This window comes from Candidatus Baltobacteraceae bacterium (genome assembly GCA_035502855.1).
GTDB lineage: Bacteria > Vulcanimicrobiota > Vulcanimicrobiia > Vulcanimicrobiales > Vulcanimicrobiaceae > Aquilonibacter.
Window position 1 is genome coordinate 54,868 of sequence record DATJTX010000018.1, and the last position, 24,023, is coordinate 78,890.

At 62.1% G+C, this 24,023-nt stretch carries 21 protein-coding genes and 2 tRNA genes; 6 read left to right on the forward strand and 17 right to left on the reverse strand.

From position 1 onward, the window contains the following. Nucleotides 1-96: 96 nt before the first annotated feature. Both VMF11_05085 and VMF11_05090 read right to left on the reverse strand, forming a co-directional pair. Nucleotides 97-534 (reverse strand): SRPBCC family protein, encoded by a 438-nt coding sequence (locus VMF11_05085; protein ID HTU69676.1) that lies wholly within the window; start codon nucleotides 532-534, stop codon nucleotides 97-99. A 20-nt stretch (nucleotides 535-554) separates the two neighbouring features. Next, nucleotides 555-1,814, reverse strand: a complete 1,260-nt coding sequence (locus VMF11_05090; GenBank protein HTU69677.1) for an aspartate aminotransferase family protein — start codon at nucleotides 1,812-1,814, stop codon at nucleotides 555-557. A 28-nt stretch (nucleotides 1,815-1,842) separates the two neighbouring features. Between VMF11_05090 and VMF11_05095 the strand changes: the two genes are divergently transcribed. Continuing rightward, nucleotides 1,843-1,916, forward strand: a tRNA-Ser gene (locus tag VMF11_05095). Between the two features lie 86 nt (nucleotides 1,917-2,002). On the opposite strand, the gene VMF11_05100 is transcribed toward VMF11_05095, so the two are convergent. From VMF11_05100 to VMF11_05130, 7 genes are all read right to left on the reverse strand, one after another. Beyond that, nucleotides 2,003-2,725, reverse strand: coding sequence for a hypothetical protein (locus tag VMF11_05100; protein HTU69678.1), 723 nt, complete (start codon nucleotides 2,723-2,725; stop codon nucleotides 2,003-2,005). A gap of 1 nt (nucleotide 2,726) precedes the next feature. Next, nucleotides 2,727-3,734, reverse strand: a complete 1,008-nt coding sequence (gene dusB, locus VMF11_05105; GenBank protein ID HTU69679.1) for a tRNA dihydrouridine synthase DusB — start codon at nucleotides 3,732-3,734, stop codon at nucleotides 2,727-2,729. Nucleotides 3,735-3,760: 26 nt separating this feature from the next. Further along, nucleotides 3,761-4,870 (reverse strand): carbohydrate binding domain-containing protein, encoded by a 1,110-nt coding sequence (locus VMF11_05110; GenBank protein ID HTU69680.1) that lies wholly within the window; start codon nucleotides 4,868-4,870, stop codon nucleotides 3,761-3,763. Nucleotides 4,871-4,980: 110 nt separating this feature from the next. Continuing rightward, nucleotides 4,981-5,745: a type III pantothenate kinase gene (locus VMF11_05115; GenBank protein HTU69681.1), complete on the reverse strand. Its 765-nt coding sequence runs from the start codon at nucleotides 5,743-5,745 to the stop codon at nucleotides 4,981-4,983. Continuing rightward, on the reverse strand, nucleotides 5,745-6,923 hold the full coding sequence (gene coaBC, locus VMF11_05120) for a bifunctional phosphopantothenoylcysteine decarboxylase/phosphopantothenate--cysteine ligase CoaBC (protein ID HTU69682.1): 1,179 nt from the start codon (nucleotides 6,921-6,923) through the stop codon (nucleotides 5,745-5,747). The genes VMF11_05115 and coaBC overlap by 1 nt, the downstream gene beginning before the upstream one ends. Nucleotides 6,924-6,930: 7 nt before the next feature. Continuing rightward, nucleotides 6,931-7,755, reverse strand: a complete 825-nt coding sequence (gene panC / locus VMF11_05125) for a pantoate--beta-alanine ligase (GenBank protein ID HTU69683.1) — start codon at nucleotides 7,753-7,755, stop codon at nucleotides 6,931-6,933. Between the two features lie 17 nt (nucleotides 7,756-7,772). After that, nucleotides 7,773-8,066 (reverse strand): FHA domain-containing protein, encoded by a 294-nt coding sequence (locus tag VMF11_05130; protein ID HTU69684.1) that lies wholly within the window; start codon nucleotides 8,064-8,066, stop codon nucleotides 7,773-7,775. 111 nt (nucleotides 8,067-8,177) lie between these two features. Here VMF11_05130 and VMF11_05135 point away from each other — a divergent pair, with 111 nt between their 5' ends. Continuing rightward, nucleotides 8,178-8,393 carry a hypothetical protein gene (locus VMF11_05135; protein ID HTU69685.1) on the forward strand — a complete coding sequence of 72 codons (216 nt, stop codon included), beginning with the start codon at nucleotides 8,178-8,180 and terminating at the stop codon, nucleotides 8,391-8,393. A gap of 6 nt (nucleotides 8,394-8,399) precedes the next feature. Here VMF11_05135 and VMF11_05140 read toward each other — a convergent pair whose 3' ends face one another. Genes VMF11_05140 through lexA form a run of 4 tightly spaced genes read right to left on the reverse strand, consistent with a single transcriptional unit; the run spans nucleotide 8,400 to nucleotide 11,797 of the window. Next, entirely contained in the window at nucleotides 8,400-8,756 is a 357-nt protein-coding gene (locus VMF11_05140; protein HTU69686.1) for a PilZ domain-containing protein, read from the reverse strand. Then, nucleotides 8,753-10,051, reverse strand: coding sequence for a methionine gamma-lyase family protein (locus VMF11_05145; GenBank protein ID HTU69687.1), 1,299 nt, complete (start codon nucleotides 10,049-10,051; stop codon nucleotides 8,753-8,755). Before VMF11_05145 ends, VMF11_05140 begins: the two co-directional genes overlap by 4 nt. Continuing rightward, entirely contained in the window at nucleotides 10,048-11,232 is a 1,185-nt protein-coding gene (locus VMF11_05150; GenBank protein HTU69688.1) for a PTS transporter subunit EIIC, read from the reverse strand. The genes VMF11_05145 and VMF11_05150 overlap by 4 nt, the downstream gene beginning before the upstream one ends. Beyond that, nucleotides 11,186-11,797, reverse strand: coding sequence for a transcriptional repressor LexA (lexA, locus tag VMF11_05155; protein HTU69689.1), 612 nt, complete (start codon nucleotides 11,795-11,797; stop codon nucleotides 11,186-11,188). The genes VMF11_05150 and lexA overlap by 47 nt, the downstream gene beginning before the upstream one ends. Before the next feature lie 304 nt (nucleotides 11,798-12,101). Here lexA and VMF11_05160 point away from each other — a divergent pair, with 304 nt between their 5' ends. Continuing rightward, nucleotides 12,102-12,362, forward strand: coding sequence for a LysM peptidoglycan-binding domain-containing protein (locus VMF11_05160; GenBank protein ID HTU69690.1), 261 nt, complete (start codon nucleotides 12,102-12,104; stop codon nucleotides 12,360-12,362). A gap of 140 nt (nucleotides 12,363-12,502) precedes the next feature. On the opposite strand, the gene VMF11_05165 is transcribed toward VMF11_05160, so the two are convergent. From VMF11_05165 to sucD, 3 genes are all read right to left on the reverse strand, one after another. Further along, nucleotides 12,503-12,715, reverse strand: a complete 213-nt coding sequence (locus tag VMF11_05165; protein ID HTU69691.1) for a hypothetical protein — start codon at nucleotides 12,713-12,715, stop codon at nucleotides 12,503-12,505. 88 nt (nucleotides 12,716-12,803) lie between these two features. Beyond that, nucleotides 12,804-16,496 (reverse strand): TonB-dependent receptor, encoded by a 3,693-nt coding sequence (locus VMF11_05170; GenBank protein HTU69692.1) that lies wholly within the window; start codon nucleotides 16,494-16,496, stop codon nucleotides 12,804-12,806. A 259-nt stretch (nucleotides 16,497-16,755) separates the two neighbouring features. Next, nucleotides 16,756-17,646 (reverse strand): succinate--CoA ligase subunit alpha, encoded by an 891-nt coding sequence (gene sucD / locus VMF11_05175; protein ID HTU69693.1) that lies wholly within the window; start codon nucleotides 17,644-17,646, stop codon nucleotides 16,756-16,758. 587 nt (nucleotides 17,647-18,233) lie between these two features. Between sucD and VMF11_05180 the strand changes: the two genes are divergently transcribed. Next, nucleotides 18,234-19,409: a lanthionine synthetase LanC family protein gene (locus VMF11_05180; GenBank protein ID HTU69694.1), complete on the forward strand. Its 1,176-nt coding sequence runs from the start codon at nucleotides 18,234-18,236 to the stop codon at nucleotides 19,407-19,409. Then, nucleotides 19,406-22,357 carry a lantibiotic dehydratase gene (locus VMF11_05185; protein ID HTU69695.1) on the forward strand — a complete coding sequence of 984 codons (2,952 nt, stop codon included), beginning with the start codon at nucleotides 19,406-19,408 and terminating at the stop codon, nucleotides 22,355-22,357. The genes VMF11_05180 and VMF11_05185 overlap by 4 nt, the downstream gene beginning before the upstream one ends. 271 nt (nucleotides 22,358-22,628) lie before the next feature. Here VMF11_05185 and sucC read toward each other — a convergent pair whose 3' ends face one another. Further along, a complete protein-coding gene (gene sucC, locus VMF11_05190) occupies nucleotides 22,629-23,795 on the reverse strand; it encodes an ADP-forming succinate--CoA ligase subunit beta (protein ID HTU69696.1) in 1,167 nt (388 codons plus the stop codon). Nucleotides 23,796-23,842: 47 nt separating this feature from the next. Here sucC and VMF11_05195 point away from each other — a divergent pair. Continuing rightward, nucleotides 23,843-23,914: transfer RNA gene (locus VMF11_05195), tRNA-Asp, on the forward strand. The last annotated feature ends 109 nt before the right edge of the window (nucleotides 23,915-24,023 follow it).

Consider the following 24,023-nt stretch of genomic DNA (forward strand, 5'->3'; position numbering starts at 1 on the left):
AAGTGCTCCGCACTTCGGGGACCCCGATTGTTCTGAGCGGCGCTGCGCCTTCGGCTCCGCGCCCCCCATGCGCAAAGCGCACGGGGCCCCCAATCCTCATTCGCATTCGGCTTGCTCTTTCAAGGCTTTGAGCATCATCTCGCTATTCTCGATCACCTTGCGCTGCAGCGTGGGACCGATCAGCTCGGCCAGCGTCGGTACGCCGAAATCATACTCGACCGTCAAAAGCACGTGCGTCAATCCGTCGCGCTCTTCGAAGGTCCAGGCACCCTGAAACGTGTCGAGATCCCCCTCCAGCAGCGCGTAGTCGATGCGCAGCGCGCCGTCGTCGAAGCGGTCTTCTTCGGTCCACTCGATCGGCGCCTCTTCGACCAGTGTTTTCCAGCGCGAGATCACGCGGTCGGGATGCCGTTCGAGCACCCGAACGGTCTCCACGTCGGGCATGAACTCGGGAAAGCGTTCCTGGTCTTTCGCAAGCTCGTAGACGGCGCGGGCCGAAGCGGCGATCGCGATTCTGGATTCTGCGTAGGGCATTGTAGCGCCGCATTCGACGCTTACAAGCGCCCCAGCTTCTCGGCGGCGGCCGCCACCCCTGCGGAGAGCGCCGCGAGCGCGAGTTCGACTTCGCCCTCGGTCACGATCAGCGGGGGCTCCAACCGGATCACGCGCTGCTGATTGAGCGTCCACGCGACCGTGACGCCTGCCTTGAGCATCTCGGGGATGATCCAGCCGCCGTAGCCTTCGTTCGTCAGCTCGATCCCGACGAGCAAGCCGAGACCGCGCGCTTCGCGGATCACCTGCGGATACTCGAGTGCGATCGCGCGAGCGCCGTCGAGAAGCTGCTCGCCGCGCGCGCGGCTATTGGCGACGAGATCATCGTCGAGCAGCACGTCGATCGCGGCCAGCGCCGCCGCACACGCAATCTCGCTTCCACCGAACGTCGAGGTGTGGATCAACGGCGCCTTCGCGTACGCGCGGTTCCATGCATCGGGACGCGCAATGTACGCGCCGACGGGAATGATGCCTCCCGAGAGCCCCTTGGCCAGCGTCATCACGTCGGGCACGACGTCGTCGCGTTCGCACGCGAACAGGTAGCCGCAGCGTCCGAGGCCGGTCTGTACTTCGTCCGCGATCAGCAGTGCGCCGGTCCGGTCGCAGGCCTCACGCGCCGCGCGCAGATACCCTGGCGGCGGTACGTTCACTCCACCCTCGCCCTGCACCGGTTCCACGACGAACGCGGCGGCATCACGCAGCGCGCCGTCGAGCGCCGTCGCATCGCCAAAGGCGACATGATCGACGTCGGCGAGCAACGGGCGGAACGGCGTTTGAAACGCCTCGCGCCCGCTGATCGAGAGCGCCCCGAGCGTCTTGCCGTGATAGGCATCCTGCGTCGAGACGATTTTCGCCCGGCCGGTGGCGGCACGCGCGAGCTTGATCGCGCCCTCCAGCGCCTCGGCCCCGCTGTTGCACCAGAACGAGTATTGCAGATCGCCCGGAGCGATTTCCGCGAGCCGTTTCGCCGCGCGCCCGAGCATCACGTTGAACATCGTCTTGCCCGAGAGCGACATCGCCTCCATCTGCTCGCGCACGGCCGCGATCACGCGCGGATGCGAATGGCCCAGCGTGAATACGCCGTAACCGCCGGCGAAATCGAGATACGCCTTGCCGTTCTGATCCCAGATCGTGGTGCCCGACGCGCGCACTTCGACGGGTGAGCCCGAGAGTTTCATCACCCGTGCCAGCGGCGGATTGATGAAGTTCTTATAGTTCTCGAACACTTCGGCAGCGAGATCTTCAACGGTGCCTCTTGTCAATGCGATCCCTCCGCGTGATCGTACGGCAGCGCTCGTAGCTTAACCGGATAAAGCACCCCTCCGACTAAGGGGACGATGTAGGTTCGAGTCCTACCGGGCGCCATCCGCTCCGCTAGGTTCCTTGACGCGGCTCGGTCACCCGCGATACAGTCAGGGAACTTAGTCGGAGGGGTGCTTACATCCGTAAGCTACACGAGAGGGGATCGCGCAAGCGGTCCTCTTTCACTTTCAGGTATACCGAGCGGAGGATAGCCGAGCGACTCCGCAGCGGCATCACCGTAGAGCGCTGCGAACACGATCGGTGCCGCGCGCGAATCCAAGTACGGCTCGACCTTCGAACGATACGCGGGCTCTTCGTAGCGGCTCGTCGTACCGGCGAAACGCTGCGTGCGCATCTCACGGTCGAGAATCTCGCGCAACGTGCGGACCGGGCCGTGTGCGCGTTCGTCGACCGTTCGATACAGCGTCTCTAACGCACGAGTGCGAACGAGATTCGGCGATGGCTGCTCGCTGCTCCACAACATGACCGTTGCCCAACCTCGTGCGACCTCGTGCTTACGTTCGTAGCGATGCGCGAACTCGGTGAAATATCGATTCGTCCAGCCGCCCTGCGCATCGTCGGCGACGATGACGATGAGCCGCAACGCATCGTCGACGCCGTCGAATCGCCGCGCGCCGTCTCGCGCGGCTTGGAGCGCCTCGCTCTCGGCATCGAGCGCAATCAGCTGCTCGACATACTCCAAAACCTGCGGCTTGGCCATCGGATTAACGTTCGAAATCGGCAGCTCCATCTCACCGGTCTGCGAGCGCAGGATATCGAGATATTCCTTGAAGCGCGCGAAGCCACGCGGTTGCGAGTAGAGCTCGCGCAGCTGCGTCAAAAACGGAACGAGTTCGACGTCGATGGACACGTCACGCCGCGACCACCGCCGCGGACTCCGCGCGCGCGATCGTCTCTTCGATCACCCGGATCGCTTCGTCGGCAGTTTCGATTCGCATCATACGCTCGCGCAGAACTGCGGCTCCCGGAATCCCTTTGAGATAGAGCGCCACGTGCTTGCGCATCTGCGGCACGGCACGCGCCTCTCCCCATTCCGCGATCATCGCGCCGTAATGCACGATACAGAAGCGCAAGCGATCCGCCGCCGACGGCATGGCGCGCATCTCGCGCCCGGCCATCAGATCGGCGATCTGCGCGATCAGCCACGGGTTTCCGAGCGTACCGCGGCCGAGCATGATCGCATCGACCCCGCTCTCGCACATGCGCTGCATCGCAATCTGCGGATCGTCGAGATCACCGTTGCCGATGACCGGGATATCGATCGCCGTTTTGAGCGCAGCGATATGCTGCCAGTCGGCATTACCTTTGTAGAACTGGCGGGCGGTGCGCGCGTGCAGCGTGACGGCTTGCACGCCTACGGCCTGCGCGCGTTTGGCGACGTCGACGTACACCAGATCGCTCTCGCTCCAGCCCAAACGCATCTTCATCGTGACCGGACAATCGACGGCGTCTACGACGGCTTTCATGATGGCTTCGCAGCGATCGACGTCGCGCAGGCAGGCGGAGCCGCCGTTGGTCTTGGTCACCTTCGGTGCCGGACAGCCGAAATTGATGTCGACGATGTCGGCACCGCATTCGCGCACGACCTTCGCCGCCGCGGCCATCGTCGCCGGATCGTCGCCCCAGAGTTGCGTGGAGACCGGCTTCTCGAGGCCGTGCTGATCGATCATCTCCATCGTGCGCCTGCTGCCGTACTTGAGCGCGTTCGAAGAAACGAACTCGGTGACGGTGAGTCCGAGGCCGAAGGGCTTATAGAGCGCGCGCATCGTCCGGTTGGTGACGCCGGACATGGGCGCGAGAACGAGCGGCGGCCAGATCTGATGGCTGCCGATCCGCAGCGGAGAGACGGTAGGGGGCATCGCGCCCCCTACTATACCATGTCCCTCTATTCGTACAAATTACAGCTGGTGCCGGCCGCGTTGCAGACGACGACGTAGCCGGTGTGCTCCCAATTGCTATCGGTGTCGTCTTCGGTCCAGTCGATGCCCTGGCTGCTGGAACTGTCGTAGTAATAGCGGCCCTGCACGTAGACGTAGTCGCCGGCGGCAACCCAGGGCCAGGTGGTGGGCGGCGGGTTGGGATCCTCACCCATCGCGTCAAGGTTCGAAACGATCTCGATGGTACCGGGGCTCGCGGCACCGGCTACCGAGACGTAGAAGTAGCCGTGATCGCCGCTACTCGTCTTCTTCGCAGCCAGCACTTGCGTCACTTGGCCGCAGACGTCGACGAGTTGATCCGACGAGATCTCCCCGCTCGCGAACTCCGACTGGTCGGTGTCGAAGCCGGCGTTGTTGCACGCGTACGCCGGCGACGGGGTGGCGGTCGGTGCGCTCGTCGGCGTCGCCGTCGGAGATGCGGTTGGAGAGGGAGAGGCGCTCGCGCCGGAACCCGTCAGCGAGACGTCGTCGAGATATTCGTAAACATAATCCTTCGAATAGCCGTTGCCCTTGACACCGAAATAGAGCTGCACCGTCTGGCCCGCATAGGCGCTCAAGCTGAACGATTTTTCTTCCCACCCGTTCGTCGATTCGGCTTCCGAATACAGCTGCGTGAGCTTCGACCCGCTCGCGCTCAGGATGTCGGCTTCTTGATCGACGTATTCGATCGTATCCGTCGTTCCTTCGTACACCCAAAACGTCAACGTCCCGCCGGTGGGTACGGTCACTGTTTGACAGACCGCTGCGGTCCCATCGACTTCCGGCTTCGCGGTCGTGCCGATGAGCGTGCTATAGCTGCCGCTATGCGCTTTCGCGGTCGTCACCGAAACGTCGTTCACGGTGCCGCACGACGTCCATGGGGAGAGCGATCCGCTCTCGAAACCGGGATTGCTCACGGCGTTGCTCGGCGCCGTCGTCGCAGAAGGCTGCGCGAGCGATCCGATCACATACTGTGCAGAGTTTGTGCCGGCGGCCGGTGCAACACCATTACCTCCACCACCACAGGCGGAAACGGCAAGCGCAACGAGCGCACCCGCCGCAGAAAAACGCTTGTGCAAGACTTCCTCCAATAAAGCAGACTCAGGAAAACGTTCTTTAGTCTACCGTCCCGAAGTTAAGTCAGCATAAACGTTAGCTAAGTGAAATTCGCACGTATCTGCACTTTGATTCAGTCTCGTGCGAATGCACGCAAACCGTACAAACTCAAATGCGGGTCAACGGCGTTGAAGATCGTCGTGTGCTTGGCCACGACTTCGGCCAATCCGCCGGTAGCGACAACCGCGGCCTCCACACCCATTTCGGCTCGGATGCGCGCGACGATCGCTTCGGTTTGCCCGACGAAACCATAGATGATACCGGACTGCAGCGCTTCGATCGTGTTGCGTCCGATCGTATGCGCCGGAGCATCGAGCGCGATCTGCGGCAACTTGGCGGTGCGGCCGATCAGCGCGTCGATCGAGATGTTGATTCCCGGCGCGATCGCTACGCCGAGGTAATCGGCTTGCGCCGAAATCGCCATGAACACGGTCGCGGTGCCGTAGCTCACCAAAATCAACGGAACGCCGTGGCGCTCGCGTCCGCCGATCGCAGTGGCGATCAGGTCCGCGCCGACCTCTTCGGGGCGATCGGTCTTCACCGCGATGAGCCGCTGGCGCTGCGCCTCGAGCATGCGCGGCGTCAGCGAAAAGAACTTCTCGCAGACGTCGACGAGCGTATGATCCAGCCGCGGCACCACGCTCGCAATCGCGACCGCGTCGATTTCGCGCGAGCGCACGCCCGCGGTAGCGAAGAGCTGAGTGAAGAACACACCGTACTCGTCGGCCGTCCGTCGCGATTCGGTCGTGACCCGCCAATGATGGACCAGCGTTTGGGCGCCGTCGTTGAAGCAACCGAGTTTCGTCTCCGTATTGCCGACGTCGATTACCAGTAACATCAGCGGCGCAGCGCCTCGATCGCATCGAGCAGGCGCATCGCGAGTTCCGCTTTGTTTGCCGTACCCAATTCCTTGCGGCCATCCTTCCAAAGAAGCGTCAGCGTGTTCTCACCGGTCCCGAAACCGCGCTCGCCGCGTACGTCGTTGACGACGATCGCGTCGAGCCCCTTGCCTTCGAGTTTCGCACGCGCGTTGGTTTCGTGCTCGTCGGTCTCGGCCGCGAATCCCACGAAAAACGCCTCGTCGTTGCGCTGCGCGATGGCGGCCAGCACGTCGGGATTGCGCACCAGGCGCACCGTCAAATCGTCGTCGGTCTTCTTCAGTTTCGAATCGGCGCGAGTCTGCGGACGCCAGTCCGACACGGCCGCGCTGGCAACGACCAAATCCACCCGTGCGCCGTGCTCGAGCGCGAGGTCGAGCAGTTCCTGCGCCGTGTTGAAGCGATAGGTGCTCACCCCGGGCGGGGGCTCGAGGAGCGTCGGGCCGAGTAAGAGCGCGACGTCGGCGCCGCGGGCGGCTGCTTCACGTGCGATGGCGATACCGGTCGATCCGGTCGACGCATTGCTGACGAACCGAATCGGGTCGAAGGCCTCGCGGGTCGGACCAGCGGTCACGAGCACGCGCACGCCCGCGAGCGATTGCGTTCGCCTCAGCACGCGCGTCAGCGCCTCGAGCAGCGACTCCTCACTCGCCAAACGTCCGATGCCGCTCTCGCGCTCGGCCAAGAACCCGCGCTCGGGATCGACGAACTCATATCCGCGTTCGCGCAACGCGCGCAGGTTCGTCTGCGTCGCAGCGTCCTCGTACATCGCCGCGTTCATCGCCGGAGCGATCACGATCGGGATACGCGCGGCCAGCGCCGCAGCCGTCACCAGATCGTCAGCGATACCGTGCGCAACTTTGGCAATGACGTTCGCGGTCGCGGGCGCGATCAGCATCACCTGCGCCTCGCGCACGAGGCGGATGTGCGGAATGCGCTCGGGCGCGTCCCATAGCGACGTGTAGACCGGGCGCGCGGTAAGCGACGAGAACGTAAGGGGACCGACGAACCGCTCCGCTTCGGGCGTCATCACGACGTCGACGGCCGCGCCGCGCTGCACCAGCGTGCTGGTCAGCGCCGCGACTTTGTAGGCGGCTATTCCGCCGCACACGCCGATCAATATGCGCGCGTCGTTCATGGCGCGATCACTCGATCCACAAATTGTCGAGCAGGCGCGTCGTGCCGAAGCGAGCCGCGCCGATGACGAACGCCGGCGGCGAGAGCGAATCGATCGGATCGAACGTGTCGGCGTCGACGACGTCGAGGTAGTCGAGCCGGGCGAGCGGGTGTAGCCGCGCACGTCCCGCCGCGATCGCATCCGCCTTGGAACGGCCGCCGGCCATCGCGAGGCGCACGGCCTGAAGCGCGTGGTGCAGCGACGGCGCGGCTTCCCGCTCTTCCGCGGAGAGATAGGCATTACGGCTCGAGAGCGCGAGGCCGTCGGCTTCGCGCTGCGTGGGAACGATCACCACGGTCGTCGGTATCTCCAAGTCGCGGACCATTCGCCGTACGACCGCCGTCTGCTGCGCATCCTTCTGTCCGAGGTAGAGCGCATCGGGGCGAACCACATTGAGCAACGCGCAAACCACGGTGGCGACCCCACGAAAATGCGCCGGCCGGATCGCGCCCTCGAAGACCTCTGCGAGGCGGCCGGTGTCGACCGAGGTGCTGAAGCCGGACGGATACATCGCCTCGACGCCGGGCGCGAAGAGCACGTCGATCCCGGCCTGAGCCAGCTTGGCTCGATCGCCTTCGGGATCGCGCGGGTAGCGGGCTAGATCTTCGCCCGGCGCAAACTGGAGGGGGTTGACGAAGACCGACGCCGCGACCGCGGCCGACTCGGCCCGGGCCCGTCGAACGAGCGCCAGGTGACCCTCGTGCAAGGCCCCCATCGTAGGCACGAAACCAAGCGGGCGAGGAAGCACGTCGAAGAGCGCACGAGCTTGCGCGATCGTCGCGGCGATTTGCACGAAGCTAGGAACCTCTCCTAAAGACGCGTGACGCGCAGCACCGTGCGGCCGACGATAAACGGGATGCCGACTTCGAGCGTGGCATCGCCGCTCACCGGCTCGCCGTTCACCTTGGTTCCGTTCCGGCTCTCCAGGTCCGTGAGGTGAAGATTTTCGCCGTCTATGCGTACGTGCGCATGTTTGCGGGAAACATAACGATCGAGGGCTATACACGCCTGCGCGACCGAATCGTCGCGTCCGATCGTGATTTCGCTCTCGAAAGTCCAAGTTTTCCCGTCTAGTGGCCCGCTCAGGACCTCGAGCAGATACATCGGGACGTGCCCTTCTCTGGCGCAACCGCCCGGCTCCTGGTCGGGCAGCCGGGCCCTGTTAACCTGGAACTAACAAAAAGGACCGTTAGGACGATTACTCATAGGGTGACGATGAACGACCGGATCGACGAGTTGCTGGAGCTCATAGAAGTAGAGCCGGATGCCTTGCGCGAGGCGGAATTCCTGCAGGCGCAGGCGATTCTCGAGACCTTGGTGGGCAAGACGATCACGGCAGCCGAGATTCAGGACACGCGCATCATCATTACGACCAACGACGGCAACCGTTACTTCTTCTACGGATTTCTCGGGGAATCGCGCACGGCCTAACCGTCGTTACTTCGCCGTTTCTTTGGCAGCCACGAACGCGGCGATCTTTTCATGATCGCTCGACGTGTATTGCGTAAAGGCGACGCCGTGAGCGTAGAATTTGCTCGCGGCGTCATAAAACGTAAGCGCGATTTTCGCACGGACGAGCATCTCGCGATCGCTCTCCGGCAGGGTGAAGCGCAAGACGATTGGTTGGCCTGCGGGTAGATCGGTCGAGGTTGCGACGCGCATACCGCCGCGGCTGAGGTCGATTGCCGTTCCAACCAGCACCAACTCATGCCCCGGAACGATGATTGTGACCGGGAAATCCACAACCGCGCGATAGAAGCGGCGCTCGTGCGAGCGATCCTCTTGAGTACTCACCGGTGGGAGTTCTTCTCTGTGCGCGCGCCTCGGCCTTCAGCTGTATCGCCCGCAGCAAGCGCTTGCGCGGCCAGAAGTACGCCGAGCATCGCGTGTTCGGCGACGACTCCGCCTTGGAGATAGACTTCGTACGGCGCGCGAAGCGGCGCGTCACAAGAGAGCTCGATCGTCGCTCCGCTCACGAAGGCGCCGCTCGACATGACGACCGGATCGGCGTAGCCCGGCACCGGGCCCGGTTCAGGACGAAAACGCGCGTTGACCGGCATCGCCGACTGCAATCCGCCCGCGAAGCGCAGCAACCGGCCGGGATCTCCCAGCCGAATCGCCTGCACGATGTCGGTGCGATGTGCGCCCGGCTGCGGATCGACCTCGAACCCCAATTCTTCGAAAAGCGCGGCGGCGAAATCGAGACCGCGAAGGGTTTGTTCGACGATCGCGGGCGCCAGGAAAAGACCTTGAATGAAGGCGCGCCCGAATCCAAGCGTTGGTCCCAGTGCACCGCGTAGACCCGGAGCATAGAGGCGCGCGCTCACCCGCTCGAGCAAATCCGAGCGGCCGGCGATATACCCGCCTCCCGGAGCGAGCGACCCGCCCAAATTCTTGATCAGTGAGCCCATCACCAGATCGGCGCCTGCCTCGCTCGGCTCTGCCTCCTCGACGAGCTCGCCGTAACAGTTGTCGACCAGCACGGCGACGCGCGGCGCGGTGCTTTTGACCGCGGCGGCGATGCGTTCGCACGCCGCAATGTCCAACGAAGGACGCGGCGCATAACCCCGCGAGCGCTGCACGAAAACCGCGGCCGCATCGGCTTGCGCCGCTGCACGCGCGATTGCGTCGAGGTCCGGGGTTCCATCGTCGCGCAGCGCAATCTCTTGATAAACGGCGCCCTGCGCAGTCAGTGAATGCGGCGCGTCGCAAATCGCGTTTCGCAAGGTGTCGTAGGGTGCGCCGGCGGCGGCGATCAATCGCTTTCCCGGCGGAACGCAAGCGGCGAGTGCGGTCACGATTGCATGCGTACCGCTCACGATCGAGAGGCGCGCGAGCACGCGCTCCGCGCCGAGGACGCGCGCAAGCAGCGACTCGTAGCGCGCGCGTGCCGCGTCGTCGTAGCCGTAGCCGCTGGTTCCGGCCAGTTCGCTCTCGTCGATGCCTTCGTCGAAAAAGGCGCGCAGCATGCGCACTTTCACTTGTGCTTGCGCCGGATAGGTGAGATCGCGCGTGCGTTCGTACGCGCGGAGTGCGGCCTCCCGAACCGTTCCCCCGATCGTAAAGCGTTCGCACAGCAATTCGATCATGCGGCCGCCTCGAGCGCTTCGTGCTGCAGATGGCGCTCGTAGGCGCGCACGAACGGCAAGTAGGCCGCGGTTGCGAGCGCAACGTTGATCAGGACGAGCGCGATCGCCCGTACGTCGAGCGTCGAGAGATACGTCGAGATCAGGGTGGGAACCGAGGACGGCACGTAGTAGATCGGGCGCCCGACCCAACCCCACGCGACCGCAAAGTATGTCGTCGTGGCGAGCAGTAGCGGCGCGACGATGAACGGCGGCACCAGAAACGGATTGAGCACGACCGGAACGGCAAAGAGCAGCGGCTCGTTGGCGTTGAAGACCGCCGGCACGATCGTCGCGCGTCCGACGGTACGCAGTCGCGGCACGCGCGAGAAGACGAGCAGCGCGGCGAGCGGCAACGTGGATCCCGCCCCGCCGGGGAAGATGAAGAGAAACAGCGAGACCACGACGATGTGCGGTAGACTCAGGTGATGATCGTAGGCGAGCGTATTTTGCATTTGCAGCGTGAGGTACACCGGCGTCACAACGGCGGCGAGCAGCGCAGGGCCGTGGATGCCGATCGTCCACAGCAGCGTTTGCACCAGCACGATGACGACGAGCGCCGCGTACGTATCGCCCAGACGGCCTAGCGGCTCGAGCATCTGCGCGACCGCGGCCGCCAGGTCGACGTGTAGCGCGCGCAGCGCCAGCGCGAGCGCGACGGTGAGCAGCGCGCCGATCCAGGCCGTGCGCGCCAGGCGCGCACCAAGAGCAACCGCACCGCATGCGCCGAGCGCGAGAAACAGTCCGCTTGGGCCGACCGAACGCAAATAGGGAAGCAGCGCTCCGCTATATGACGGAAGCGCGAGGAGGTAACCCAGCGTCGCGCCCGCGATCGCCGCGGTGGTATCGATATGGGCGCGCCGGGCATAAAACCAGGCCAGCGTGGGCGCCAGCACGAGGCCCATGATGCCGAAGGCGGGCAGAAGGGCGGCCGAAACGCGCAAGCCGAGCGAGGGGCCGATGAAGGGCCCCGGTACCGAGACCGAGGGCAAGATGGCGAAAAAGGCCGCGAGCAGGCCGCCGAAGCTCCAGGGGAGCGCATCGCGGGTCGCGGCGAGGAACGCAAGCTCGGCGATCGCTCTGAGCGCGCCGAACGGGCTAGAGCCGGCGGACGACGGCCTCGACGCGACCGATGATCTCGACATCGCTCGCGTAGATTGGCGCCATGCTGCGATTCTCCGGCTGCAGCCGGATGCGTCCATTCTCACGGTAGTAGCGCTTGACGGTAGCCTCGCCGTCGAGCATCGCGACCACGATCTCGCCGTCGCGCGCGACGCGCTGCGGGCGGACCATGATCAGGTCGCCATCCAAGATCGCGGCCTCGATCATCGAGTCGCCCTGCACGCGCAGCATAAACGCGTCGGACGAGCGCGGCACGAAGGATGCCGGCAGGACGAATTCACCCTCGAGATGTTCCTGAGCGGTGATCGGTACGCCGGCCGCGACCTTCCCGACGATCGGCATTACCACGCTATCGGGCACTCGCGTCGTGTTGAGATCCGAGCGAAGAGCGCGCGGCTTGGTGGGATCGCGCAGGATCAGGCCCCGGCGTTCCAGGGCCTTGAGGTGGGCATGGATCGTGGACGAGGACGAAAGGCCGACGCGCTCGCCGATTTCCCGCACCGAGGGCGGGTAGCCGCGCTCGGCGGTGAAGGCGCGGATCACATCGAGGATGCGCTGCTGTCGCTCCGTGGCAGGTTTGTCGGTCAAGGCTCCCTCCGGGAAAAGGCACGCAACGCAATGCCAGCCGTATGGCATGGGTTTGCCGTACAACCGTAGCACAGACGCCCCAAAAAGGCAAACATACGTTCGGATCACGCTTGACAGCTCTGGCGCGGCGTGTGCTAAAATCTAGGGGACGAACAGCTGTTTGGCCCAAGATCTAGGCACGTTGGTAGTCGAACGCTCGTTTGCCACAAGATATGGACCCTTCGACAAGCTCAGGGTGACACGAGCGATTTTGCTCAGGATGACAGGAGCGATTTCAGTGGTAAGGCGCAAACGGGTCACACTCATGCCGGCGATCGTGCTCGCCGCGCTCAGCCTCTCGGTGACGCTGCCCGCACTGTCCAGCATGCATCTCTACGCGGCAACCGCGCAGCGATACGCAACGATCACCGTGCAGCCCGGCGATACGCTTTGGTCGATCGCGTCGGCTCACACCAGCTCGAGTGGTGACGTGCAGGAGACGATCGATCGGATCAGCGCGACGAATCACCTGCAAGCCTCGATGCTCATGCCCGGCGAGAAACTCCGCATACCTGTCCTTCGATAACCCTTCGACAAGCTCAGGGTGACAGATGGGTGGCTCATGTCATCCTGACTCTGTCACCCTGAGCTTGTCGAAGGGTCCGGAGTGACAAAGAGACCGCAGCAATGCGGTCTCTTTTTTTGCGCACCGGCCGGATGACGACGTCATTTTCCGCGGCTGACGAGCACGATCGAGTGGCCGGCGTGATCGTTCAAAAAATCGAGCCCCTCCACCATCCACGAGTCGAGGCCGGCGCCCGAATGTTTTGCGACTTCGCGGACCACGTGGACGCGGTCACGCAGCCATGCGAGCTCGCTGCGCGTCGTCGTCGGAAAGACGGCGACCTCGCAATCCTCGCACTTGTATCCGTACTCCATCAGCGCGCCACTTCGCGCTCGTGACGCAAGAAGGCCTCCGCTTTCGCGGAGGCCTTGTCGTTCGCCGATGCGAGGTATGCTTCTTCGTCTACAGTCTGATCCGGAAATCGACGTAGGCGTTGAAGGGGAGAGACCCGACGAATGGCGCGTAGGCGTACGAACCGATTGGTTGCGCAAGCTGAGCGCCGGTCGACGTGAGTGCGGACAAGTTTCCAGGGGCGAACCCGTATTCGGTCTGGACGCTAGGTCCGTACCCGCAGATCGCCTTGGATGGGAGTCCCGGTGTGTTCTCGGTCCACGGGGCCTTCGTGCCGCCGCTGCAGATATCGAAGATATTTGCGAGCGTCGCCACGACGGTGATGCGCGGGCTGAGATCGTACGTGAGCTGCGTGCTCAGCGTATACCGCGACGGGGTGATGAACGCGCCGATGTCGTCGAACTTACCCGTCGAGATGTCGGGGATGTCGAGTTCGGCTCCGCACGTCGACGGATCGGCAGCGCTGCCGTAACCGCCGGCGGATCCGTAGTAAACAGAGCCGATCGGGAATGCGGTTGGAGTGCCGCAGCTCGAGGGATCGTACCCTGTCTCTGCGAGAGGATAGCCGTACCGGTTGCCGGCGCTGAACTGCAGTGCGGGCGTGATTGCGAACTTGCCCTTCTTGTAGTTGAGCACCAGCGTCGCCGTGTACGGCGTCACGAACGAGCTGTAGCTGCCTGCACCCGGAATGTACGGGAACAGGTCGTACGGCGAGTAGTTGCCGGTTGGATTCAGGAGCGCTTGCGGTGAAGCGTTCCAGTATGGGTTGGCAACGTCGGCGGCCGTACAGGATGCCGCACTCGCGATCGGCGTTCCCGTTGTACCTGCCGGCGCTCCCACCGGCACAGGTGCGTAGCACGGCGCGACCGCGACGCCGCTCGGCGTCGTCGTTCCCGTACCGCACAGTTTCGCCGATGCGGTTCCGGTCGCGCAGGCCGACGTCATGTCGTTGTAGGCCTGGATGTTGTTGTTGATCGACGTTAGCACCGACGCGCCGGTCGAGAGCGCACCGTAGGTCACGTACGCGTTCGTGTACGTGAACGAGAGCAGACCCGAGAGTCCGTCGCGTGCGAAGTCGCCCTTTTGCAGTTCGAACTCGAAGCCTTCATTCGTCTGCGATCCGATGTTCAGACCGGAAACGAAGTTGGTCTTCACGTTCAAATAGAACTGTTCGATCTGGTCTTGCGTCTTCCGGTAGAACGGCGTCAGCTTGAAGGACCAGTCGCTTCCCTTGAACTGATGCTCCAGGGAGAGGTCGTAGTTGTTCGAGACTTCCGGTTGGATCGGATAGGTCGAGCTCGTGCGCCCGTAGGCGAAGAACGTCGGCCCGAGATAGTCCGGAAGGTCTTGCTGCAACACGTTGTACTGCTCGAACGCCGTGTTCGGCGCCTGGTCGTAGCGACCGTAGCTGGCGCGGATGACGTTGAGCGGGTTGAGCGTGTAGGTCAGACCGACGCGCGGCTGCCACACGGGGAACGAAGCCGTGTTGACCGTGTCGGAGAGCGTTGCCGGTACCCAACTTGGCCCGAAGCCCGGTTCGCTCGTACAGCCGCCGTTCTGTGCGTTCTCCGTCGGGGTGACGGTGGGAAGCGCAACCGCTGAACTACCCGGTTGAGCCGTGTTGTAGCACATCTCGTTGTTCCAGGCGTTGAACCAGAACGGACGAGCGCCGTAATCAGTGGGATCGGGAACGAACGTGTAGTTGTCGTAGTGCACGCCGACGTTGACGTGCAGTTTGTCGGTCGGATCCCAATTGTCGGTGATCGAGCCCGACGAGAAGCGCGGCGTCACGGTGTTGTACTCACCGTCGAATCCGTTCTCCGTCGCCAGATACTCGTATCCGGCCGGCGCTGCCGCCGGGAGGCAGTTGTTGGTGACCGTTGTCGGCGGCGGGCCCGGGAGGACCGTTCCGCACGCCGTCGAGACTCCGGACGGCGAGAAATACGAGGGAGCGTAGCCTTGCGCAACGCTGCATCCCGTTGGTGCGAGGGCTGCCGTGTAGCAGATGCCCGAGTCCGGATTGGCCGAGCTTACCAGCGTCGCCATCTGGACGTACGGGCTATCGAACACCGTGTTGTCGTAAGCGCGTTCCGAGGTGGCCGTCGTGTACGACAGTTGCACCTGTGCGAGGTTCTCCGGATTCAACTGATCCGCGAACTCCGCGCTTACGCCGCGCGTATGCGAGCTGACTTGGTAGTCCGGCGGAATCTCGCCGTTGTAGATGTAGTATCCTAAGGTGCCTGTCGAAGGCCCGTAGTTGAGCCAGTTCGAGTAATCGGTGTAGCCGTAGACGCGCAAGTACGCATTGGAACCGAAGTTCTTCTGGAACTGCACCTTGATGATGGCATCACCGATGCCCTCGTTATCGCGCGTGTTGTTCGGAAGCGTCGCGCCGGTTGACTGGAAGGGGAAGTTGTAGGTTGAGAGTTGCGAACCGACGGTGGCGAGATTGACCGGCTGGTTTATCGCGCCGGTGTAGACCAATCCCGACGGGTAGGGAATTGCGATCTGCCCGCTCGAGTTGGTGGGGAAGTACCCCGCAAACGCCGGGTTGGTAAAGAGCGCGAAGTCGTCGACCGAGTTCGCGTAGTACTGGTTGATCTGCGAGGTTTCGTACATCAACTGGATGTCGTCACGCCCGCCGTCGTGTTTGTGCGGGATGCCGAAGTGGAAATTGACGACGTTGTCACGATCGTAGATCGACGATAGACCGTCGGTGTAGAACGGAGCCAACGCGAACCCGGGCGTCTCGACGCCGCCGGGCGAGCCGGACATGTAGTTCCCGTTTACGTAGCACGACGGCAGCGTCGGCGATGCGGTTGGGGGACACGGCAGGAACAGGTCGCCGTACGTGTTGGTGATCGACGCGCCGTCGAACTGATCGTACTCGCGATCGTTGTTGTTGTAGCCGCCGAATCCGGCGTAGTACGAGAAGAGCCGGTCCGGTGAGGCTCCTCCGACTTCGACGTTCGCCTTGTGATAGAACGTCGGGAAGCCGATGCCGAGATCGGTTGAAGCATAGCCCGGATAGGTACCGGTCTTGATGACCTGGTTGATGTACCCGGCAAGACCTTGTCCTTGTGCGTCCGCCGGCGCTGCGCCGGTGTACACTTGGACTTCTTGCTGTCCGAGCGAGGTCGCCGTGTTCGACGGATAGTTGTCGAACGAACGGTTGACCGGAACGCCGTCGACTTCGTAACCCACTTGGTCGTAGTCGCCGCCGCGGATGTATACGCTCTGGTACCAGCCCATTTGGCCGACCGGAACGTACGCACCCGGCATCGTGGCGATGGCCGAGTAAGCGTTATCGAGGCCGCCGCCGCCGCCCAGGCCCGTGACCTTGGCCGCGGTCGCTGCGTTCACCGAATAGACGTCGGAGGTCGTGCCCGCCTTGACGAGCGCGCCGGCCGCAGTCGAGGTGACGTGCGCGATTTCTTTCAGCGCCGGATGCATCGTAAACGCGAGCGTCTGGGTTTGGTCTGCGAAGACCGTGACGCCCGCGAGTGAGATCGGATTGAATTGATCTTTCTCGATCGACACCGTATATGTGTCCGGTGCGAGCGAGAGAAACACGAAGTGGCCAGAAGCGTCCGTCGTGGTGGAGGCGATTTGCGATGCCGAAGTGACCTTGACGGCCGCTCCAGCAACCGGTGCCCCCGCCTCGTTGGTGACCGTGCCGCTCAGGCCGCCCGTCGTTCCTGCCAGTGCCCATGTTCCCTGAAACAGAAATGCGACGAGAAGCACCAACGCCACGGCCATCCGACGGATGGTCCGTTTAATTGTCATTGATAGCCCTCAATTGTAAGGTGAGTGACATTCAATCCCGCACATGCGGGACCGCCAACGTACGACCATTTCGAGCGCCACATCCGCGGCATCCCAAACGAGTCTCAAGCTGACGTGTGGGTCGAATTCTCTCGACTAAGGTCGCATCCTTTAAGGGGCCTTAAAAATATAAGGGCTCCTTGGACTATCTGGGAAGTCGCCCCTCGACTGCGCTTCGCTACGCTCGGGGTGACAAAGAAGCAGCCATGCGCTCTGAGAGTAGCGCAGGAATCTGCGAGGGCCGTTCTGCGACCGGAACGCCGGCGGCCTCGAAGGCCGCGATCTTGCTTTGTGGGGTCCCGAAGCCTCCCGAAATGATCGCCCCGGCGTGCCCGAGCGACTTCCCTGGGGGCGCATTGCGTCCGCCGATGAAGGCCACGACCGGCATCCCGGCCAGGTGCTCCTTAATAAAGGCGGCCGCATCTTCTTCGTCCGAGCCGCCGATCTCACCACAGATTACGACCGCGCTCGTTTGGGGATCGTTTTTGAATTCGCGCAGGCAGTCCACGAACGTCGTGCCGATGATCGGGTCGCCGCCGATGCCCACACAGGTCGATTGACCGAGGCCCGCGCGTGTCAGACCGTCGACCACCTCGTACGTCAGGGTTCCCGAGCGCGAGATCAAGCCGACGCTGCCTTCCTTGAATACGTGGCCCGGCATGATGCCGACCGACGACTTCCCCGGCGAGATGAGGCCGGGGCAGTTCGGACCGATGATGCGCATACCGGGGGTGGTGCCGACCACCCGCAGCATGTCGTGCACCGGCACGCCCTCGGTGATACAGACGGAGAAGCGCACGCCCGCTTCATAGGCTTCGAACAACGCGTCGGCTGCGCCGGCCGGCGGCACGAAGATGCACTGATGGGTCGCTCCCGTAGCTGCGAGGCATTCCTCGATGGTATTGAAGACCGGCAAGCCGTGCTCGGTTTTCTGCCCGCCTTTGCCGGGCGTCACGCCGCCGACGACGTTCGTGCCGTAGGCGAGCATGCGGCCGGTATGATACGAGCCTTCCGCGCCGGTGATGCCCTGCACGAATACGCGGCTGTTCTTATCTAAAAAAATCGACATGATCGTGTGGTTATTCTCAATCTTCAGCTTTGGGATTCTTAGTTATCTTTTTTAAGGCGCCTCATGGGACCTACATACCAAGGGATGCTCCTGGAGCGAACAAAAGCCCAGTTCAACAACTTGCCGACGGGTGCACGACAATTGCCGGAACCACGCTTTCAAATCGGGGATGATAGGCGGGATTCCTCTCCACCTTTCCGACTACTGGATGATCGCACGCTGCGGCTAATTTCCTACTTTCCGAGCCTTCAACGTGTCGCCGACTTTGTTCGCAATAATCCTCACGACTCTGGGCTACCTGCCGCTGCAAGTATCGCCGGTATGACCCCGTCCGCGTTCTCGCGCCACTTCTACGGGCGCACCGGCATGAAATTCTGCGATTTCTCGAAGCGAGTTCGCATAGAATGCGCGCTCGCAGCGTTGGAATACTCAAACCACTCGGTAGCGCAGCTCGCCGAGCTTTCGGGATATTCTCCGTGCGCATTTTCGCGAAATTTCAAGCAGCTCGTCGGCACGACTCCGTCTGAGTACCGGCGCACTCTGGTAAGCGGATTCCGCACGAGCCCCACGTGAGCGGCCTACTCGCCGTGTCTTCAACTACGACAGCGCGCGCACTCGCGAAACTCGAGGAACTCGCAGAGTTACTCGTCGAGCACCGTCAAAGCGCCCGACGATCGGTCGGCAGGGGTTTAGCATCGAATGCGGGCTACGCGATACTCTTTGCCGCTCTGTTCCAGGCAAAAGCCGAGGAAAGATTTGCTGAAGCCGCGGGAAGAGAGCTCCAGGATGCCGCCGGTTTCGCAGACGTTCCAAGCCGGGGGCTTTTTTCCGGCTTGGCGGGCCTCAGAGCGGCGGCCGCTTACGCGGAAAAACTCTGGCCTAAATTCGGCAGGCTGGCGGCCCAATGCGACTCTTACATCGGCGCGGAATTATCTACCATCCCCGAAGTAGTCGAGATGGACACATACGATCTCATATCCGGCTGGGCCGGGACGAGAGCCGCGCTAGCCCTCGAAGGAGGGTGCAATCCCGACATGTATGTTGAGTCTCTCCTTGCACTTTTCGATTCTGGCGAAGGTCGTTGGCGGACACGTAATCGCTTCTTTCCGGACCGTGCCTCCCGCAATATTATCGGGGTAGCGCACGGCGTCGTAGGCCCTCTGACGATCATTGCCCTTACGACAAAGCCCGATCCCGCCACTGTGGCACGCGTCGTAGTTCACGCCAGAAAAGTCGCCGAGCTTGCCATTACCGAAAATAACGCTGTCGGCTGGCCTCAGTGGATAGGTCATAATGAAATTTACAGGCCGATGACAACCTGGTGTTACGGCAGCGCGGGCATTGCTGCTGCTCTTTTTGCGGTCGGTAAGTGGGCGCGTGACGAATGGCTCTGCGAGGTCGCGATTAGCAGTCTCGCGTCAATCGACCACAGATCGGCGGCGGCGCTACCCGACGCGGCTCTTTGCCACGGTATCATGGGAACCGTCGCCTGCTATGCCAGCGTCGCAGCCAATTCCAGCGGCCACGCATTCGAAGTGGCCATCGATGACCTCGTCAACCTTGCGATTGATAGGCTTGCGGCTGAAGGCAATTCGATCACCGTCAGGAGCAATAATGACTCAAGGCTCGCCTTCGGCGAGCTCGATGGCCTCGCCGGCGTCTGTCTGATGCTCGCAACCCTCCTATACGACATAGATTCATCGTGGATGCGCCTGCATGGGCTACTGCCTTTGCCTCATAGCTCGAAAAGTGGCTGCACATGAGGGAGCACCGATTCGACGCCAGAACACGCCCCCTGATCGTGGGTCGCGTTGCGGCGCTGCCGATACAGGTTGCGATCGATCTCCTCGCAGCCCGTAACCCGTTCGAGCAAATGCGGGATCTTATCGAATCCGATCCGACGGTTCGACAATTACTGTACGTTGCTTCGCGCTCGCTCTACGACGATCTGCTTCGCTCAGCGCCACCCTCTGATGTTAAGGATACCGATGAAGCCTGGCTGCGCGGCATGTGCTATCTCCTTCGCAGCTCAGGGCGTTCTACGCCCCTTGGGTTGTGCGCTGGTTTCGGCTCCGTCGAGCCGAGTGACGAAACCTCGTTGACGTTGAGCGGCTGGCGAACCAGAACTCTTCCCGACATGCATCAAGCAACTGAGCTAGCGGCAGCCGTCGCCGCGAATCATCGCGAGCGCATCCGCGTGGTAACCAACGGCGCATGCCTAACTCGGGGCGATCGTTTCTACATCACGAACATCAATCTCTCGGCTCGCCGGATCAGGCCTTTTGGAACGGTAACTACACAACGACCCATTTCCATTAAAAGCACCCCTGCGGTAAGGCTCGCACAAGAAACCTGCAGCACGCCAGTACAAATCGGAGAACTCGCCGAAACCATCATCCGCCATCTCGGCACGAGCCGCCACGAGACTGAGCAGTTTATCGACAGCCTGATCGACGCGGGTGTCCTGATAACAGAACTCTCGGTGTCGCCGATTGGCGATGCGCCCGGGGAGCTGGTCAGGCGCCTCGAGCGAATCGCACCGCACAACGATCTTTCACGTGCTGCCGCCGCATGCCAATGCTTAGATTCGACGGACTTGACGCAGCGCAAAATCCGAGATTATGAGGCAATTGCTTCGCTGCTTGGAGTGCGAAGCAAAAGCGGTACGACGTTTCACGTAGATCTCGTCGCCCAACTTCAGGGCGGCCTCGGTCATGGCGTTTTGGCTGAAGTCGAAAAATTATGCGGATTCCTCGATGCACTCTCGCTCCCGCAATCATTGAAGACCTATCGCGACCGTTTCGTTCGGTTCTATGAGAGTGCCGAGCGGATGGTGCCGCTGCTAGAGCTCGTAGACGACCAGCTAGGAATTGGGGCACCAGACAGGCTAGACGTTGAGGGAGATGCTGACGAGGCACGGATCGGCGAGATGCGGTCGATCGCAGCCGAAGCGATGCGGGCGCATGCGCGCGAGGTCATTCTTACAGATGAGCAGGTCGATAGATTATTTCGTCGGTCGTCGCCGACCCAGAGAAGCTCTCATGACTTGTCGTTCTTCGTCGCTGCGCGCTCGCGAGAGGCAATCAACGCCGGCGAGTTCACCATATTGCCAGGCTTCGTTTTTACAGACCGGGCTGGGAAGGTCTTTGGTCGTTTCGCAAGCGCGCTGGACCCAAACTTCCAAGATCGCATGGCCGATCTGGTGCCGCAGATCACTGAAGCGGAAGACGATTGCATAACGGCTGAGCTCGCCTTCGCACCACAGGGACGCGTATATAACATAACGTGTCGCCCCAGGTTATTTGGCAGAGAGCTTAACATCGGAATCTTCGACCAAAGCGAGCCGCAGCCGATTCAGCTGAGTGACGTCTGGGTCGGCCTTGACGGCGAAAAATTCTTTCTTTGGTCGAAGCTTCATGGGCGGCAGCTCTCACTCCGGGAAAGCCACGCGTTCCTGACGATCGCAAACACGCCGAATCTTTGCCGCTTCCTGTCGATGATGGCGTCACAGATGGACCGGCGCCCTCGCATGTTCGATTGGAACGGAGAATGGCATCGATACACGCCGCGCGTACGTTATGGGAGGATAGTATTAGCAGTCCGGACCTGGCGTTTCGACGCGAGCGAGCTCGGTGCAGATATAGAACGAGCTGTCGCTACTCTTAGTCGTTGGAAGGAAGATTGGGATCTACCCGGGCTTGTCAATTTGACGAACGGAGACAACACCTTGCTTATCGACCTCGAGTCCGTGGCGGCTGCGCCGATCCTACTCGACCAACGAAAGAACGCACGCGAGTTCGTTTTTCGGGAATTTCTTCCCACGCCTGACGATCTTTGGCTACGGGGACAACACGGAGCACACGTTGTTGAATTCGTTGCCGCGCTGATACCGCACGACCAGATCCCACACGGAGTGCGCGTGCGGCGCCCGCTGCTGCTGCAGCAGCGTTCCCGGTATGGACCCGGATCAGAGTGGACATACCTGAAGCTCTACATGGGCTCACAGGCGATGGAGGGATTCGTATCAGGACCGCTGCTTTCTGCCATCACGGCACTCAAGACGTCTGGGCTGATAGAGCAATGGTTTTGGCTGCGATACGCGGACCCGGACGGGCACATTCGTGTCCGAGCTTGCGCTGCGCAGGCAGAACCTCTCCTTCGTGATCGCCTGCTCTCCCACGCGGAGGATTGGCTCCAGCAAGGCTACGTTCGGAGGGTTTGCGTTGACACGTTCGACCCTGAATATGAGCGCTACGGCGAACCCGAGGAACTAGCGAAGGTCCTCCGCTTTTTTTGTGAAGACAGCGAACTGTGTGCACGCATCCTGGCATCGATTCGGGAGACGCAAGACGATCGGATAACAACGGCCGCGCTGACATTCAACCGACTCGTCATTAATATAGGTGAAGACGCTTTGGTTCTTTCGGCGTTCAAGGACGCCGCTCGCCTCGGTCTAAATACGCGCGATCGCGAGACACTTCGTCGAATGAACGGGGAGATCGAGTCCTCGCCTTCGTCTCTGGGGCTAGCTCTTGGCAAATCTGAAAGAAACATCAGACTCTGCGATCTCCTCCATATGCACTGCAACCGACTCGGAGTCGACGCCGCCGGTGAGCGGCGCGTTGCGCTCTTGTTGCGTTCCGCCGCCCTCGGACGAAATGCCCAAAGACGCGGAAGGGAGCGCTCGTCGCCGAACGCTCCCTTCCGCTAAATTCTACCCGAACCTACGGCTCCAAGCAGCTGTCCGAGCAATTAACGAATTTCGTACACGAGAATGAAATCTCGCAATAGATCGCCTGAGTATCCGACATCGCCGGTTCGTGCTCGCCGCCCTCGTCGCCAATTCTGAGATCCAACTCCTGAAGCATCGGCCCTCTCCATTCTAGACGCACTGTATGGGGAACATGTCCCTCGTAAAGAGTAACACGCCGCCCACGGAGCACGGATGGCAATTTTTGATCCAGCTCTATCGTTTTTTGCTGTTACCCTCGTGCAAGTTCAACCGCGCGCGCCGCGCCTTCGTCCATGGTTTCGACCGGCGTCATGCCGGCCGCTTTGAGAATGCGCCGCCCCTCTTCTTCATTGGTGCCGGTGAGGCGGATCACCAGCGGAATCTTGCGCGCCTTCGTCTCCTCGAGCGCTTCGACGATGCCTTTGGCAACTTCGTCCCCGCGCGTGATGCCGCCGAAGATGTTGATGAAGAACACCCTGGCTCCGGTGTGATTGACGACCAACTCGTAGCAGTTGCGCACACGCTCGGCATTTGCGCCGCCGCCGACGTCGAGGAAGTTCGCGATCTCTCCGCCCGCATTCTTGACCGCATCCATCGTCGCCATCGCCAGTCCTGCGCCGTTCGCCATCGTGCCGACCGTGCCGGGAAACCGGCGGAAGTTGCGAATGCCCAGACCCGCCTGCGCGGCGAGCGTCTCGTCGGGGTCGAGGGGCAACGTCCTTTGCCATTCCTTGAACTCGGGATGGCGGAAGAGCGCGTCGTCGTCGAGTTCGACCTTCGCATCCGCCGCGATCACGCGGCCGTCCTTGGTCAAGATGAGCGGATTGATTTCCACCAGTTTCGCCCCGTAGGTGAAGAACAGGTCGTACATGCCGCCGAGGATCGCCGGAAATTGTTTGCGATAGCCGGCGTCGAGCCCGGCCTTGAATGCGAGCTCGCGTCCGATGAACGGCGAATAGCCGATCGCCGTGTCGACGTAGAACGTATGAAACGACTCAGGATGCTTTTCGTGGACTTCTTCAACGTCCATACCGCCGAAGCGCGTAACGATGATCGCCGGTTTCTTGTTCGTCCGATCGACACTGATCGCGCAGTACGACTCGAGCGCAACGTCGAGCGTCTCCTCGACCAACACCGAGTTCACTTCTTCGCCGTTGGGGTTTTGGCGATTCGGCGGCATCGGCGTCGCCATGATCTCTTGCGCGGCTTTGCGGCCCTCGTCAGGCGTCGATGCAAATTTGATCTTGCCGGCCTTACCGCGGCCGCCCATCAGCACCTGCGCCTTGATTACCCACTTGCCGGGATTGCGCTCGATGAATGCCGCGACTTCGTCGGGTGTGTCGCAGTGCTGCGAACGCGGCACGGGAATACCCGAGCGGCGAAAGAGCTCTTTCCCCATATACTCCATGAGATTCATGGCAGACTCTTGTCGTTCTCCTTATCTTGCGTGATAGATGGCGCGTTGGGGCGTCTCGATGGTGTCGACGGTCGAACTGTCAATTCACGCCGCTGCGGGTTCGATTCCCGCACGCTCCAACCCCGAAGCCTTGTCCCTCGGGAATTGGTGTGCTATCGTGAATTCGACAGTTCGGCCGTACGCCATCAGCAAGCCGCCCTCGACCACGGGGGCGGCTTGTGCGTTTGC

Coding starts and splice junctions, on each gene's coding strand:
- VMF11_05085 (HTU69676.1), bottom strand. CDS start 534: ATGCCCTACGCAGAATCCAGAATCGCGATCGCCGCTTCGGCCCGCGCC.
- dusB (HTU69679.1), bottom strand. CDS start 3,734: ATGCCCCCTACCGTCTCTCCGCTGCGGATCGGCAGCCATCAGATCTGG.
- VMF11_05115 (HTU69681.1), bottom strand. CDS start 5,745: ATGTTACTGGTAATCGACGTCGGCAATACGGAGACGAAACTCGGTTGC.
- coaBC (HTU69682.1), bottom strand. CDS start 6,923: ATGAACGACGCGCGCATATTGATCGGCGTGTGCGGCGGAATAGCCGCC.
- VMF11_05130 (HTU69684.1), bottom strand. CDS start 8,066: ATGTATCTGCTCGAGGTCCTGAGCGGGCCACTAGACGGGAAAACTTGG.
- VMF11_05135 (HTU69685.1), top strand. CDS start 8,178: ATGAACGACCGGATCGACGAGTTGCTGGAGCTCATAGAAGTAGAGCCG.
- VMF11_05145 (HTU69687.1), bottom strand. CDS start 10,051: ATGATCGAATTGCTGTGCGAACGCTTTACGATCGGGGGAACGGTTCGG.
- VMF11_05150 (HTU69688.1), bottom strand. CDS start 11,232: ATGTCGAGATCATCGGTCGCGTCGAGGCCGTCGTCCGCCGGCTCTAGC.
- VMF11_05160 (HTU69690.1), top strand. CDS start 12,102: ATGCCGGCGATCGTGCTCGCCGCGCTCAGCCTCTCGGTGACGCTGCCC.
- VMF11_05165 (HTU69691.1), bottom strand. CDS start 12,715: ATGGAGTACGGATACAAGTGCGAGGATTGCGAGGTCGCCGTCTTTCCG.
- sucD (HTU69693.1), bottom strand. CDS start 17,646: ATGTCGATTTTTTTAGATAAGAACAGCCGCGTATTCGTGCAGGGCATC.
- VMF11_05185 (HTU69695.1), top strand. CDS start 19,406: ATGAGGGAGCACCGATTCGACGCCAGAACACGCCCCCTGATCGTGGGT.
- sucC (HTU69696.1), bottom strand. CDS start 23,795: ATGAATCTCATGGAGTATATGGGGAAAGAGCTCTTTCGCCGCTCGGGT.